This window comes from Bradyrhizobium sp. PUT101 (assembly GCF_052043945.1).
Lineage (GTDB): Bacteria > Pseudomonadota > Alphaproteobacteria > Rhizobiales > Xanthobacteraceae > Bradyrhizobium.
Window position 1 is genome coordinate 6,999,013 of the sequence record NZ_CP197207.1, and the last position, 15,049, is coordinate 7,014,061.

The following is a 15,049-nucleotide window of genomic DNA, read 5'->3' on the forward strand; positions in this document are numbered from 1 at the left end:
ATGGACGATATCGCAGGGCATGCAGACCTCGCGGATCTCAGGGAGAGTGACGCGGCCGTTGACCTATCAGCAGACAAGACCGGACGTGCACTCCACGAGTTTATCGCAGATATGTATCCCATCTCCCGCAGCATAACGGGAGAGGGGACCCGAAGAACGATCGATCTCATCCGAAACTATATCCCGCTTACCACGTGCGAAGTACCGTCCGGCCTCCAGGTATTTGATTGGACCGTTCCACCGGAGTGGAACGTGCGTGATGCATACGTCAAGAACAGCGCCGGCGAGCGCGTGATCGACTTCAAGAAGTCGAACCTGCATCTTCTTGGTTACAGCGTACCGGTGAGGGCGCACATGACGCTCGACGAGCTCAGGCCTCACCTCTACTCGGATCCGGAAAAGCCGGACTGGATCCCCTATCGGACAAGCTACTACCAGAAGACCTGGGGCTTCTGTCTGCCGCACAATCAACTATTGGCAATGCCCGACGGTGACTACGAGATTTGTATCGATGCGGATCTTGCCTCAGGCCATCTGACCTACGGGGATTTGAGACTGCTCGGCCGCACCTCGGACGAGGTGCTGATCTCGTGCCATATCTGTCATCCGTCGCTCTGCAATGACAACCTGTCCGGGATCGCGGTCGCAACCGCGCTGGCGCAGTACCTGCGGAGGATGGAGCTCAGGTATACCTATCGCTTCGTCTTTATCCCCGGCACTATCGGAGCGATCACCTGGTTGGCGCTCAACGAAGCTCATGTCGGTCGGGTGAAGCACGGATTTGTGTTGACCTGCGCCGGCGATTCGGGGGCGATGACCTACAAAAGGAGCCGCCGCGGCAACACAGAGATCGATCGAGCCTGGTCCTATGTGCTTGAGCAGAGCGGCGACCCCTACGAGATTCAGGAGTTCTCACCTTACGGCTACGACGAGCGGCAATATTGCTCGCCTGGCTTTAACCTGCCGATTGGGACCGTGATGCGAACGCCCTTCGGTAAATTCGCGGAGTATCACAGCTCGGCCGACAATCTGGACTTCGTTCGCCCTGCTGCGCTGTACGATACTCTAACGAAGGCGATAGCAGCGATCGATGTCATCGAGAACAACGCCTGCTTTCGGAACGAAAAGCCATTCTGCGAGCCAAAATTGGGCAATTATGGCCTTTACGGTGGATTGGGCGGGCTCGCGGCCGGAGACTTCCAGATGGGGCTGCTGTGGGTCCTGAACATGTCGGACGGAGATCATTCACTCCTCGACATCGCCGAACGATCCAAGTTGCCTTGGGCGGTGATAAAGGGAGCGGCCGCCGCGCTGAGCCGAGCTGGTCTCATCAAGCAAACCGAGCCGGGCCTGACAAGCTAGTTTCGTCAGGGCGGGTGGTGTTTCGTCGCCGATGGAGGTTGAGACTGCTGAAGGGTGACGAGTTGATGGTGTCCGCTGGAAGTCGCTCACCAGCAGGTCGAACTTGAGCATTCCCGGACCAGCGAGAGCTCGTGATCCAAAGGGCGGCGCTCATTGCCGGGTTGGCGGCGAGTGCGCTTTCATAGTGCTCACACGCTACCGCTCCCGCAGGCTTTCCTGCTTGTACCGCATGATCGGTGACAAGAGATAGCTGATGACACTGCGCGATCCAGACTTGATCTCGACGGTGGCGGCCATGCCGGGAGAAAGGCTGACACGCTTGTTCTCGATGTTCATGTAACTGCGGTCGAGCGACACCCGCGCCGCGTAGACAAGCTCCTGTCCAATGGGTTCGCTGCTTGTTGTCCCGGCACCGAAAGACTTCGCGTTACTGTTCTCCGGTGGCTTGTTGCGCGGAATGGCGTCCTGGGAGATGCTAAGGACCTTGCCATGTAGCAGTCCGTACCGGGTAAAATTGAAGGTATCGATCTTTATGGCGGCGTCCTGGCCCGCCTCGACGAAGCCGATATCCTGGTTCGAGATCATGGCCTCCACTTCGAGATTGCTGTCGATTGGAACGATCATCATGATTGGTTGCGCCGGAGTGACCACACCCCCAACCGTGTGAACGGCGAGCTGCTGTACTATGCCGTCGATCGGTGCCGTCAGATTTTGCAGGCCGGTGTGCCGTTCGGCCTTGATGACGTCCTGGCTCAGGCCGGCAGCCTTCTGTTCCGCCTTTGCGAGTTCCTCGAACAATGCGCGTTCGTACTCGGCAATGGTTTTGTTGCGAGTCTCCACCAGGACCGCGATGGCGGCATCCGCTTCGCTGAATCGGCTTTGCTGAACGAGTATTTCCTGCCGTTGGCCGACTAGCTCCTGGTACTCCGCCAAATACTGCAGCTTGGATCCGAGTTCCTTCTGGTACAGCTGCTCGCGTATCTCGACGCGCTGTTGCAGCGGACCGATTGTAGCCTTCAGCTTGTCGATCGACGCCTTCGAAGTGGCTCGTTCAGCTTCCCTTTGCGAGATCTGGCGGTCGATCGCGGCAATCTTGGCGGCCTGCTCGGTGTTCTGGCTGACGAGAAAGCGACGATGCATCTCGGTCAGGGCAGGTGTGGTCGACGGTGGCGGGCTGAACGCCGAAGCTGGATCAGTCTTGTTCGACAGCAACGCCGTCAAACGGGCGGCGTCGAGCTGCGCACTCGTTAGGTCGCTCTTGAGGCGGTTCAGTTCTGCGGCCGACATGGTCGCATCCAGATCGATCAAGCGCTCGCCGGCTCTGACGGTTTGGCCATCTTGAACGTAGATTGCTCGCACAACGGCGGTTTCGAATGGCTGGATGGTCTTGGTTCGATCGCTCGGAATGATCTTGCCGGGAGCGATAGCGACAATATCGATGGTGCCAAGGCTGGCCCAGAGCAACGCGACGACGAAACCGGCCGTGATGCTGATGACGATGGTACGTCCAACCGGCGAAGGAGGACTCTCGACGATTTCGAGCGCTGCCGGGAGGAATGCGAGTGCTTCGCTCGGATGAGTCCCGCGGGAAGGCGTCAGCCCCGCGACGGCGCGTCCGAGCTTGCGTGCGTGATCCGCGAATACAATGACGGCGCTCCCGCTGGTCGCATTCCGGGGAGGCTCCGTCGGCGCGGCTGGCCGCTGCTTGAACATTGCTGGCGCGCGATCGGCGAGAGACGAAAGCATACCAGCCAGCCGTGCCCAGACGATCAGGGAGCGCTCCTTTGAACGCCGGATGAACTCCAGGCAGTATCGCGAGAAGCGCAGGAGCCGAACGGTGAGGGCGCGTCGTTGTGCGACCACGACCAGTCGCCCGTCCCAATTCGCCTCGAGATCGTGTCTGGAAATGATAGACGGCCTCTCGGCGCCAGATGTCATCACCACAGCCTCGTGGCCATGCACCCTTCCGAGCAAGAGAAAGCCTCCGCCGCGAATCGGCAGGATGCCGGGTAAGGTCGATGCCGACAGTCCATCCCAATCGGTCAGGACACAGCTTGCAGAAAGATCAAGCTCCCTCGCGTAAGCGAGCATCTCCGGGACATCGATGGGCGCATGATTGAAGCGCTGGCGAATATGGTCGAGGCTGCTGTCGACACCACGCAGTCGGAGCAGGAGGTCGAGCACAAACAACCCCGGATCGTCGAACGTTCTTGCGGTTGTCTGTTTCATGCGGCCTCGTCAATGCTGACGTGAGCTCGACCGTCTCGCCTGTTGGTATCGCTCGCGAAATGCGGACTATGTAAGGTCATGGAAGCCCGACTGTAGGCGGTAAAGCTTTGAGTAACGTCCTCCGCTCTTGACCAGCTGCTGATGAGGACCATCCTCGACCAGGCGGCCATCTTCAATCGTGATGATCCGGTCGGCCATTCGTAAGGCCGATAGCCGATGCGCGATGATGAGTACGGTGCGGCCCTGTACGATCTTTGCCATGTTCTGTTGAACGATGTGCTCACTCTCATAGTCGAGTGCGCTGGTCGCCTCGTCAAAGATCAGGATCCGGGGATCGGTCACGAGCGCGCGTGCGATCGCAATGCGCTGACGCTGTCCGCCCGACAGGCTGCTCCCGCGTTCGCCGACTACGGTGTCGTATCCGTTCGGTAGCTGTAGAATGAAATTGTGTGCACCGGCCATCGTGGCTGCTTCAATTACACGCTCCGTCGATGTCCCGGGATCTGCGAAAGCGATATTTTCCCTGATCGAGCAGTTGAAGAGGACGCTGTCCTGGAGAACGACACCAATCTGTCGGCGCAACCAGGCGGGGTCGACCTGAGTCACGTCGATCCCGTCGACCAGAACCCGGCCTCGCTCCGGGATATACAGGCGCTGCACCAGTTTGGCCAAGGTGCTCTTTCCCGATCCCGAGGAGCCCACTATTCCAAGGACCTGCCTTGCCGGAATGTGCAGCTGCACATCCCGAAGGATCTCTGGCCCATCGATGCGGTAGCGAAAGGTCACCTGTTCGAACGCAATATCGCCTCGGATGCTACTCAGCGCCATTTTTCCGGGGCTGTAAACCGGTTCCGGCTCTGTATTCAGGATGTCGCCGAGGCGCGCGATCGAGAGTCTGGCTTGGTGAAAATCTTGCCAGGTTTGAGCCAATCGAAGGACCGGAGCGCTGATGCGACCGGAGATCAGATTGAAGGCAACCAGCTCGCCGACGGTAAGATCGCCAGCCATGACGAACCGGGCGCCGAAATAGAGGATGGCCACGCCGACCAGTTTATTCACAAGCTGGACCGATTGGCTGGATACGTTCGCCAGGCTGATGACACGAAAGCTCGCCGCGACGTATCCGGCCAGCTGTTGCTCCCAGCGGCGCTGCATCTGAGGCTCGACGGCCATCGCCTTGAGCGTTTCCATGGCGGTGACGCTCTCAACAAGAAAGGCCTGGTTCTCCGCACCCAGCTGAAATTTCTCGTCGAGCCGTCGCTGAAACAAAGGCGTCGCTCCGGCAGAAATCGCGACATAGACCGGAAGGGAGGCGAGAACGATCAGGGTGAGCGTTGGTGAGTAGAAGGCCAACACTGCGATGAAGACAACCGAAAAGGACAGGTCGATGATCAAGGTCAGAGCCGAGCTCGTCAGGAAATTGCGGATATTTTCGAGTTCCCTGACCCTCGCGACAGAGTCACCCACCCGCCGTGCCTGGAAGTAGCCGATCGGCAACGCCAACAGGTGACGGAACAGCCGAGCGCCGAGTTCGACGTCGATTCGGTTGGTGGTATGAGAGAAAAGGTACGTACGTAGAATACCAAGGATCGTTTCAAACAACGCGGTCGCTACGAGGCCGATGGCGAGTACGTCCAGCGTGCTCATGCTGCGATGCACGAGAACCTTGTCGATGACCACCTGGAAGAAGAGCGGCGATACGAGGGCAAACAGCTGAAGGCAGAACGATGCCGCAAGGACTTCGACGAGCAATCGGCGGTATTTTCGAATTGCGCCGAGAAACCACGTTATGTCGAAACGCCGCGCAAGATCGGAAAGAGAAGCTCGACGCGTCATCAGAATGACCGCGCCGTCCCAGATGGCTTCGAGTTCCATCCGCGACATCATGACCGGTTGTGGACGACCCGGCTCGAGCGCGATGACCCGCTCGTCGGTGGCCTTTCCGAAGATGAGAAATCTGTCCTCTCGAAGGATGGCGAGCGCGGGCATCGGCAGACGGGAAAGCCTAGACCAACTGGTCCTGACGACACGGGCCTTCAGCCCAAGTTCCTTGGCACAGCGGAGAACCTCGGCGACCCTGATAATCGTCCCGAATTGATGACGGATGCGCTCAGGATCTACGGCAAGGCCGTTAAATCGGAGCATCATGACCAACGCGATCAACCCCTGATCGGGGGTTGCGCCAGTTGGCTCAAGGTGCTCGGGCATCCTGGCTCCGCATTGTATCGAGCAGTTGCGCTCCGGCAGTCACGGTGCAGTTCTCGCTGATCATGAAGATATGTCGTTTTGACGCTCGAGCGCGTCCTGGACGCAGCCGGTATCCGCAGAATTGGGCAGCATTCCGACGAGAAAATGGGCCAGCCTCATCCTAGGTCGCGCACCGGTACCAAGTTGACGGCCGTCAATATCGGCGCATAGCGGCCGCCTATCATCCTGCCGATGGTTGTAGTTGCGACGAGATCAACCTTGCACCGCCTGACCGAACACCATTCTGCAGGCGTTGGTGTCCGCCTTGCAGCGCGGCCTGTTTCGATCTTTAGACGAGGACCGCGGCGATGACGGAGCCTTCGTTCGATCTCACCGACGATGTCGCTGTTTCGGTGGCGCGCTCGAGGCTGGGTCCGGAGACAGAGGTTCCGTCCTGGAGACGAGAACGGTCTGACGGATCGGGTCGACGCGCTCTGAAAGTGTTGTTTGCGAACAAGTTCTTCTTTCGTAACGGCGGCTCCGAAGTCGTGATGTTCGACGAGATGGAGTTGATGCGCAGGCGGAATGTCGACGTTGTCGAGTTCTCCATGAACGACGATCGAAATATTCCATCACGCTTCCAATCGTACTTCGTTTCGCAGAAATCGTATCGCGCATCATCCAGACGCGAAAAGCTGAGATCGGCGTTGTCCTTTATTCATTCATCCGAAGCTGTGTCGCAAATCAGGCGCCTCATCCGAGATCAGAAGCCGGATGTACTGCACTGTCACAACATCTATCACCAGCTAACCCCCTCAATCGTCACGGCGGCCGCGGATATGGGGGTTCCCGTCGTTCTCACACTTCACGACTACAAGCCGGTGTGCCCCGTGTACACGCAGCTCAGCAACGGGCAGGTGTGTACAAGATGCGGGGACGGCGCGTTCGAGACGATTCTCGCGCGCCGCTGCGCCGATGGTTCTCTTGGGCGCAGCGCTCTGCTTTGGGCAGAGGCGCGCTATCACGCGCTGCTCGGAAGCTATCATCGCGTCGAAAAATTCATTGCGCCGAGCAGGTTCATGTATGAAGCCATCGTCCGTCGGTTCGGTGCGGCTAAGGTGGTTCATATTCCGAATGGAATAGATGCATCGCGCATCGATACGTCGGTCGGCGACGACGGATACGCGCTGTATCTTGGTCGCCTGTCGCCCGAGAAAGGCGTTGAGGATCTCCTTAAGGCTCATGCCACAGCTCGAGGCGCCTGGCGGCTGGTAGTCGCCGGCACTGGGCCGCTTCTCGATGAGTTTCGGCGGAAGTACCCTGCGGCGGAGTTCAGGGGGCATCTTACGGGCACCGACCTTGAACGAACGATCAGCGAAGCCGGGGTGATCGTGGTGCCTTCAGTCTGGCACGAGAACAGCCCGCTCTCGATCCTCGAAGCGATGGCGCACGGTAAGCCGATAATTGCGTCGCGCATCGGCGGAATTCCCGAGATGGTCAGGGACGGGACGACAGGTCTGTTGTTTGATCCCGGCAATGCGTCTCAACTCTCCGAAAAAGTCAGAGATCTTCTCGTTGATCGCAGCCGTCGCGAAGCGTTCGGTCGCAACGCACGGAGAATCGTCGAGGACGAGTACTCGCTCGAGGAACATGGCTCGGCGTTGTTCTCGCTATACGAGGATCTGATTGCATCAGCCGGCTCACACAGGAAAGTTGGATCATAAAATGGACCTTACCGTCATTTCCACGTTCCGCTGCAACTCCAAGTGTCAGATGTGCTACATCTGGCAGAATCCGACCGAGCCGAAGGAAGAGGTGTCGCTGGCCACGCTGTCGAAGCTTCCGTCCGGATTCGACAATCTGAATGTGTCGGGTGGAGAGCCGACGCTTCGCAAAGACCTCGGCGAGATGATCGATCTTCTCTATCCGAAGGCAAGAGTGACGGAGATATCGTCGAACGGGCTGCATCCGGAGCGTCTCGTTCCGATCATCAAGAAGCACCCCAATATCAAGGTCCGCTTCTCGCTCGAGGGCGATCAGGAGACGAGCGACAGAATCCGCGGCGAGAAGGACGGTTACTACACCAAGATCGCTGGGCTTCGTATGCTGCGCGAAGCAGGGGGCACAGACCTCGGCTTTGCCATGGTCATCCAGGACGAGAACGTCGATCAGCTCGTCAACGTCTACGAGTTTGCTCGCAAGGAGGGATTCGAGCTGGCAACCTCCGCGCTTCACAATGCGTGGCAATTCTACAAGAACGATAATTACTTCTACGATCGGAAGGCAGTCGCGCGGAAGGTTGAGGGGCTCATTTCGGCGATGCTGCGAAGTCCGAAGCCAAAGAACTGGTTTCGGGCCTATCTGAATCTTGGCCTGATCGAGAAGATTCTTGGTCATGATCGGCTGATCCCATGCACCGCAGGCAAGGATTTCGCTTTTATCGATCCCTGGTCTGACGTGTGGGCCTGCAACGTCCGCTCGGATCTGCCGATGGGAAATCTTGCGCGGGAATCATGGAACGAGATCATGAACAGCGAGACCGCTCAGCAGACGCGGAAGAAGGTCGCGGGCTGTGGACAGAACTGCTGGATGGTGACCACCGCGCGGACCGCGATGCGGTCCAACCTGGTCCCGCAGCTTCCGAAAAGCGACCCGCTGCTATGGGTCATCAAGAACAAGCTCAAGGTTTCGATCGGCAGGAACATATGCTTTGATAGTTACATCAATTATTCCGACGTGCGCCCGTCGCCGCACGTCGAGCGGACGTCGTTTTTGAACAAGACCGTCAAGGCCCGGCTGGTCAAAGGCCGCGTGACCCCGGACGAGCATTACCCGTTGCGAAGCTTTATGAACAATTAGATTGAGAGGAAGTCCAGATGAGCAGGCGTGAGATATACATGTTCGGCTTCCGTGGCTTCCCTCAAGTTCAGGGTGGTATCGAGACACATGCAGAAAATCTTGCACCAAGGGTGGTCGAGCTCGGCAGGCGGGTTACCGTCTGCATGCGGTCACCCTATGTTGCGTCGGATGTCCCCAAAGTATGGAGGGGAGTGCGGGTACTGCGGCTGTGGACTCTAAGCAACAAGTACCTCGAGACTCTGCTCCACTCCGTTGTTTGCGCGCTGGTTGCAATGGTGCGGCGTCCGGCATTGGTCCACATTCATGGCATAGGTCCTGCAATTGTAACGCCGTTGCTTCGCGTTGTCGGCCTGCGGGTCGTCGTCACGCATCATGGCGAGGACTACAATCGAGAAAAATGGGGGTGGGCGGCGCGCATGGTGCTGAGGACCGGCGAAGCTCTCGGAATGCGCTACGCCAGCAAGCGCATCGCGGTCAGCCGCAGCATTGGTGACCTGGTCATGTCCAAGTATGGCAAACCCTGCGAAGTGGTGCCGAATGGCGTGGTATTCTCGGACTTGCCACAGCAAAGCGAAAAGGTGGTCGAGTTGGGATTGGAGCCAGGACGATACGTATTGACGGTCGGCCGGCTTGTTCCTGAGAAGCGACAACTCGATCTGCTGCGCGCATTCCTGGCTGCGGCACTGCCGGGATGGAAACTCGCCATAGTTGGAAAGATCGACCACCGGAACGAGTACGCAGATCAGCTGGTTAGAGAAGCGGCCGGCCACCAGAATGTTGTCATGGCCGGATTTCAGACCGGCGACGGCTTGCGACAACTCTATGCCCACGCCGCGCTGTTCGTCCTGCCGTCGTCGCATGAGGGGTTGCCGATCGTGCTGCTTGAAGCGCTTAGCTATGGATTGCCGGTGCTGGTTAGCGATATCGCGCCCAACCTGGAGGTGGTGGGTGATCCCGAACACATTTTCCATGTCGGTGATTGTGAGGAGTTGGGTGCGAAGCTGCTAGCCCTGACGAAGACGCGCCTGAGCGCAACCGAGCGCGAAATAGTACGCCGCGAGAGCGCCGTGCGGTACGATTGGTCCGATATCGCATTGCGAACGCTGGATATTTACGATGACCTGCTCGGCCGCAAACGGCAGCAAGGTAATCTGCCGCGCGCAAGCTGGGCCGGCAGCGCAAGCTCGCAACAATCGGCGTACGGCAGACCAGCCAACAATTGAGGTGTTGCCTGCGCGCTCGACGAGAAGATCTGGCCGCTTATTGGCCCCCCCATGCGTTGATCCGCTTGAACTGATGTGGCGCCGGGCCGGCGGCGCAGCGGATTGTGGCGGCTGCTCAGAGCCCGATTTCAGGTCGGGCGTCCCCGGTTCTCAGTTCTGAGATCCCGGCTTTTGTCGTCGTCCAGCAACTATTGGCGATGGCGCCGGTCATGGTCGAGGGGCGTGGCGTCCAAAGCCCGCAGCAGCCCGCGATCGAAATCTTGGCTAGCCACGAGCTCTGCGACCGGATCCGACCGGCCGCCGGCTCAAGCTGGATCTCTTCCCATTGCCTAGATAATAGACATAGATTGGGGCTTCCGAAAGCCGTGGAACCCTGAGACGCTCCGCATTGGGGATTCGCAGCCCAATGAAGCTGGCCAGGTGTCGATGCGCCGGGCGTTGCTGGATTATGTGAAAATGAGCAGGGTGGATGCGCTAACGACCGGTGAGATTGACCAGCGAATTGCTTCGATCATCGAACTGGCGGGTGAAGGACTAATGCGTTTGTCCGATCCGTCATTCGAGTTCGTGCCCGAGCAGATGAAAGGGGGGATATCTGCCGTTCATCAGCGCCTGAAAGCTGAGCTTGCAGCGCTACTCAGTCTGCGGACCGTGTACGGCGATCTGATTGTTTGTCGGGTTGTTGCCGACAACTATCCCTGGATCCATAACCAATTGTCGCTGTATCAACATTTGAGGCTCGCGTGGCTTCAGCTCACGCAGCTGAGCAGCATGTTTGATCGGTCCATGACTGAGCTTGATCGCCTTCACATCGAAACGCTGGAGTTGCTTTCTATCGACGTCGAAAGGAATATTGCTGATGACTCTCCTCAAGCGGTTGAGCGGAGCACGCGGGCAGATCGTTGGTTCGAAGTTATGCCGCAGTGCGAAGCGTCAACGTTGGCGACCATGAGGATCGCAAGCGAGCTGGCGAATGCTGACGTACTCGTTGTGGAGTATTGTGACGCTGCGCGGCGCGAGCTATTGGAACAAATCGACGCGACCATACAAATCGTTGGTTCCGGCATTGCTGGTTTCTTGTCGCGCCATGAGGGCGAGCTGGTAGACCTCATTGGTCGTTACAACGACATGATCGAGAACCTCCAACTCCGCTCTAGCCGGAAGTGACACGAAGAGGTCGAACTATCGATAGCAAGAAGATTGCATTCATCCTTCAGATTTGGAGTCATGGGTTCCGACGCGCAGACGACTGGCTGTTACCCTGTCTGCAATGGAGACGAGTTCGTAGCTCACTCTTTGTCCTTCGATGAGCGTTGACAGTCCAGCTTCCTCGACGGCGGACATATGAACGAATATGTCCTTGCCTCCGCCGTCGGGCCTTATGAAGCCGTAGCCCTTGAACTTGTTGAACCAGACCACGAATCCGTTAGCCATACGTCGAACCTAGACCTCTACTTGCTTTAACCCCGCTTGCTACGCGTTAGTCGGGGGAGGGGCTGAGTTTCGTTCATCTAGATTGAGCCGGTGCTGCAAAATGCCACGCAAAATCCGGAACTCGGGATCGAAAGCGCGCAGCCTCACATTCTCAATAAGCCGTGTCTTGCTGCGCGCGTAGCCAATATTCCGCGTTGATGTGCAGATGTGCCTCCTGGTTTGCATACGCTGTAGGCGCAAGCGTCTCAAGAAACTGCGTTGGCCGATGAACTTGGAGGGCTGCGCCGCATTTCGCTCTGGCTGCAAAACTCAGTGAAAATTGATTGCGATCCAATCGTCGGGTGAGCTGCTGCCGGTTTGATGGACAGCCGGTTAAGCTAATCCCCGTTGCGGTCGAACTCAACCGGGTTGAGATAGCCGATGGTCGTGTGCCTGCGAGCGAGGAGAAGAAGCTCTCCATCGGCGCGTTGTCCCAGACGTTGCCCGAGCGGCTCATGCTGCAAACGACGCCGTGGTGGTCGGCCATCAAACGCTGGGCCTCGATCAGGAGCTTCCGCGGCCTTGCCATCGCAGTCGCCGCCGACACCATCGTGGCTTGACGATCACAATGTTGAAGACTGGAGTTAGCGGGATCGGACTGTACTCCGCAGCGACGAAGCTGCCCGCGGGTGTAGGGCATCAATCGTAGATCAGTGTTTCATGTCCGCGAACAGGGTATGAATGCGCAGAGGCACGGTCACTAAGCAGCTCCGAGAGCAGGCTCGTCAGAACTGTGGCATCTGATGCCCCCAGCCTGTTTAAAAGGTTCTGCTGAATGGATTTGATAATTGGACCGATGTCTTTGAATTGCTCTGCCCCTCGCTGCGAGAGGAAAATCAGTACCCTGCGCCGGTCATGTGGATCGGGAGCGCGGTAGACCTGCGCCGACTCGACCATTTTGTCGATAATCTTTGTGAGCGTTGGACCGTCGACCAAGAGACGGGTTGCCAGATCGCCCATCGGCAGCCCGTTTCCGTCGGTCAGCGCCTCGAGCACGCGGTACTGGTGAAGAGATATGCTTCGTGGCTTGAGCTCCGCTTCCAGCATCTGCTCAAGCCGGCGATTCACACCTCGGATGAGTTCGGGGAGGTCCACGTTGCACCCTCAGCGAATTATTTGAGATTTCAATATTTGCCTTGGAATGTAACGAGGAGCAAGCGAAAAGCAGATTTACGCGCAAATGCCTAGGGAAGGGGCGAATGCGTCGGCTGGCGCCTCGAAAAAAGGCATGTTCCCTTCGGGATAGAGCGTTTTCGTCGTCAAACGGGCAGTAGCGGCACAGTTTGTCGTTGGCACGATTCGTGAGTGTTCTGTGCACGGAAAGTGCGGAGACACCATCGTTGCGTAGCGTCCGGATATGTTTGCTCATCCCGCAGAGCGGCGCCGCGGGGCTTTGGGCCCCGTCAGCCGAGGCGTGCGGACGCCTGGCCGTCGACGAGATTAACGCAGTGTCCGGAGTCCTGCGACGGCCCGTCGAATTGCACGTCGTGAACGCCGGAGAAACCGGCCCGAGCGCAGGACGGGCCGCGCGCGATGCGATTGAAATCGATTGTGTCGACGGCATCGTCGGAATGTTGCCGAGCTTCGCGCGCGATTTCGTGGCGCGCGCGGCCCGTGGTCGCGTTCCGTTCATATATACCCCGCAGTTCGAGGGCCGTTCATCGGCGCTTGACGTCATGGCGACCGGCGAGACAGCCGAAGAGCTGCTTATTCCCGCGATTCAATGGCTTTCGGAAACGAGGCGTGCACGCCGCTATTTTCTCTGCGGCAATGATTACGTATGGCCTCGCTCATCCCTTCAGATTGCGCGTGCGTTGATCGCCTGTCTTGGCGGCACGGTGACGGGTGAATGTTACTTGCCTGTTGGCCAACACGACTTCGACGAGATCCTGGAGCGGATCAAGGCAACGCACTCGGACGTCGTTCTCCCGTATTTCCTTGGAGACGATTGCATCGCATTCAATCGGGCCTTCTACGCGGCAGGGCTTAGTTCGCGCGTGTTGCGATTTTCCTCGGCGGTCGACGAGACCGTCGTGTACGGACTCGGTTTGAACGAAACCGAGAATCTCTACGCCGCATCGAGCTATTTTGGCTCAATAAGCTCGCGCAACAATGGCGCGTTTCTGGAGCGCTATCATACGGCATTCGGCGATAGTCCGCCTCCCGTGAATGCCTTTGGTGAGTCCTGCTACGAAGGCATTTACTCGCTCGCGTCCTTGATCGAGGAGGCCGCCAGCCTCGACACGCGCAAATTGACGCGCCTGTACGGAAGGACGTTCCAGCGACGCACGGCACGAGGTGACCTGGCGCAATCGGTGGTCGGCGGCCGCCATCCCATCTATCTGGCTGAGCTCGATGGGTACGATTTCTCCATCGTTGCTCGGCGATAAAACGCTTGCTTTTTCAAATATTGTACTCTTAATATTTTCCATCTCAAGAACTGATGGGGACGTTTATGACTTTCTCCCGCCGTCGCTTCCTGCAGCGATCAGCAATTGCAACGACGACGTTGGTTGCTGCGCCTGCAATCTTCTGTTCCGGCGCCTTTGGTGCCGAAAACCCGATCGTCGTCGGCAGCCTTCATGACCAGTCTGGTCCGATCGCAGCGTCCGGCACGCCCATGGTCTACGCGCTCCAGCTTGCCGTGGATGAGATCAATGCCGGCGGCGGATTGTTGGGCCGGCCGTTGAAGGTGATCCACTACGACACACAGTCAAATATTCAGATGTACTCGCAATTTGCTCAGCAACTTGCGGTGAAAGACAAGGTCGATGTTGTTCATGGCGGCATCACCTCGGCCTCGCGCGAGGCAGTGCGCCCAACCTTCGATCGCTTCAAGGTGCTGTACTTCTACAACGTTCTCTACGAGGGGGGCGTCTGCGATCGCAACACCTTCTGCACCGGCACAACGCCTGCGCAGACCGTGGAAAAGCTGGTGCCGAGCGCGATGAAGAAGGCGGGCAAGAAGGCCTACATCATTGCCGCCGACTATAATTACGGTCAGATCACCGCGAAGTGGATGACGAAGTACGTCAAGGACAATGGCGGCGAGGTGCTGGCGACCGACTTCTTCCCGCTCGACGTCACCAATTTCGGTACGACCATCTCGAAGATCCAGGCGGCAAAGCCCGACCTCATCCTGTCGGCACTGGTCGGCGGCAATCATACGGCCTTCTACCGGCAATGGACCTCGGCCGGCATGAAGGGCAAGATTCCGATCGCGTCGACCACTTTCGGTCTCGTCAACGAGCCGACCACACTCGATGCGGCCGAAAGCGATTCCATTCTCGGCGCCTATGGCTACTTCGAGGAGCTTACCACGCCGGCCTCGAAGAGCTTCGTCGAGAAGATCAAGAAGGCCCACCCCGACTCACCCTATGTCAGCGAGTTGGCTGCCTGCACTTATGAGGGCGTCATGCTTTGGGCCACCGGCGTAAAGAAAGCCGCCAGCATCGATCGCATGAAGGTGATCGCCGCGCTGGAGGACGGGATCGCTTTCGAGGGCCCGAGCGGCAAGGTCACGTTGGACAAGCCGACCCATCACACCACCCGCAATGCATTTCTCGCCGAGGTGAAGGACCGCAAATGGTCGGTGCTGGAGAGTTACTCGGACGTCAAGCCGGCCGATACTGCTAGTGTCTGCGATCTCGTCAAGAACCCGAACGACACCAAGCAGTACATCATCAATCTCTGACACAGTCGGGCCTCGCCCAGCG

At 58.2% G+C, this 15,049-nt stretch carries 12 protein-coding genes; 8 read left to right on the forward strand and 4 right to left on the reverse strand.

Features of this window, described 5'->3' with window-relative positions; genetic code table 11:
* A complete protein-coding gene (locus tag ACSHT2_RS33295) occupies positions 1 to 1,362 on the forward strand; it encodes a DUF4910 domain-containing protein (protein ID WP_440639237.1) in 1,362 nt (453 codons plus the stop codon).
* Between the two features lie 195 nt (positions 1,363 to 1,557).
* Here ACSHT2_RS33295 and ACSHT2_RS33300 read toward each other — a convergent pair whose 3' ends face one another.
* Both ACSHT2_RS33300 and ACSHT2_RS33305 read right to left on the reverse strand, forming a co-directional pair.
* A complete protein-coding gene (locus ACSHT2_RS33300) occupies positions 1,558 to 3,591 on the reverse strand; it encodes an HlyD family type I secretion periplasmic adaptor subunit (protein ID WP_440639238.1) in 2,034 nt (677 codons plus the stop codon).
* Between the two features lie 66 nt (positions 3,592 to 3,657).
* Positions 3,658 to 5,799 carry a type I secretion system permease/ATPase gene (locus ACSHT2_RS33305; protein WP_440639240.1) on the reverse strand — a complete coding sequence of 714 codons (2,142 nt, stop codon included), beginning with the start codon at positions 5,797 to 5,799 and terminating at the stop codon, positions 3,658 to 3,660.
* A 347-nt stretch (positions 5,800 to 6,146) separates the two neighbouring features.
* On the opposite strand from ACSHT2_RS33305, the gene ACSHT2_RS33310 reads away from it, so the two are divergent.
* The 4 genes from ACSHT2_RS33310 to ACSHT2_RS33325 all read left to right on the forward strand — a co-directional run bounded on the left by ACSHT2_RS33310 (position 6,147) and on the right by ACSHT2_RS33325 (position 11,027).
* Positions 6,147 to 7,502 (forward strand): glycosyltransferase family 4 protein, encoded by a 1,356-nt coding sequence (locus tag ACSHT2_RS33310; RefSeq protein ID WP_440639242.1) that lies wholly within the window; start codon positions 6,147 to 6,149, stop codon positions 7,500 to 7,502.
* 1 nt (position 7,503) lies between these two features.
* Positions 7,504 to 8,637 carry a radical SAM/SPASM domain-containing protein gene (locus tag ACSHT2_RS33315; RefSeq protein WP_440639244.1) on the forward strand — a complete coding sequence of 378 codons (1,134 nt, stop codon included), beginning with the start codon at positions 7,504 to 7,506 and terminating at the stop codon, positions 8,635 to 8,637.
* A 38-nt stretch (positions 8,638 to 8,675) separates the two neighbouring features.
* Positions 8,676 to 9,860 carry a glycosyltransferase family 4 protein gene (locus ACSHT2_RS33320; RefSeq protein ID WP_440639246.1) on the forward strand — a complete coding sequence of 395 codons (1,185 nt, stop codon included), beginning with the start codon at positions 8,676 to 8,678 and terminating at the stop codon, positions 9,858 to 9,860.
* Positions 9,861 to 10,280: 420 nt separating this feature from the next.
* Complete coding sequence (locus ACSHT2_RS33325) at positions 10,281 to 11,027, forward strand: hypothetical protein (protein WP_440639248.1); 747 nt, start codon at positions 10,281 to 10,283, stop codon at positions 11,025 to 11,027.
* Positions 11,028 to 11,066: 39 nt separating this feature from the next.
* Here the strand turns inward: ACSHT2_RS33325 and ACSHT2_RS33330 are convergent, their stop codons facing one another.
* Positions 11,067 to 11,294: a cold-shock protein gene (locus ACSHT2_RS33330; RefSeq protein WP_440639250.1), complete on the reverse strand. Its 228-nt coding sequence runs from the start codon at positions 11,292 to 11,294 to the stop codon at positions 11,067 to 11,069.
* Positions 11,295 to 11,722: 428 nt separating this feature from the next.
* On the opposite strand from ACSHT2_RS33330, the gene ACSHT2_RS33335 reads away from it, so the two are divergent.
* A complete protein-coding gene (locus ACSHT2_RS33335; RefSeq protein ID WP_440643047.1) occupies positions 11,723 to 11,893 on the forward strand; it encodes a hypothetical protein in 171 nt (56 codons plus the stop codon).
* A 79-nt stretch (positions 11,894 to 11,972) separates the two neighbouring features.
* Here ACSHT2_RS33335 and ACSHT2_RS33340 read toward each other — a convergent pair whose 3' ends face one another.
* Positions 11,973 to 12,428: a MarR family winged helix-turn-helix transcriptional regulator gene (locus ACSHT2_RS33340; protein WP_319326346.1), complete on the reverse strand. Its 456-nt coding sequence runs from the start codon at positions 12,426 to 12,428 to the stop codon at positions 11,973 to 11,975.
* 245 nt (positions 12,429 to 12,673) lie between these two features.
* Here ACSHT2_RS33340 and ACSHT2_RS33345 point away from each other — a divergent pair, with 245 nt between their 5' ends.
* Both ACSHT2_RS33345 and ACSHT2_RS33350 read left to right on the forward strand, forming a co-directional pair.
* Positions 12,674 to 13,723 (forward strand): substrate-binding domain-containing protein, encoded by a 1,050-nt coding sequence (locus ACSHT2_RS33345; protein ID WP_440639251.1) that lies wholly within the window; start codon positions 12,674 to 12,676, stop codon positions 13,721 to 13,723.
* 65 nt (positions 13,724 to 13,788) lie between these two features.
* On the forward strand, positions 13,789 to 15,027 hold the full coding sequence (locus ACSHT2_RS33350) for an urea ABC transporter substrate-binding protein (protein ID WP_440639253.1): 1,239 nt from the start codon (positions 13,789 to 13,791) through the stop codon (positions 15,025 to 15,027).
* The last annotated feature ends 22 nt before the right edge of the window (positions 15,028 to 15,049 follow it).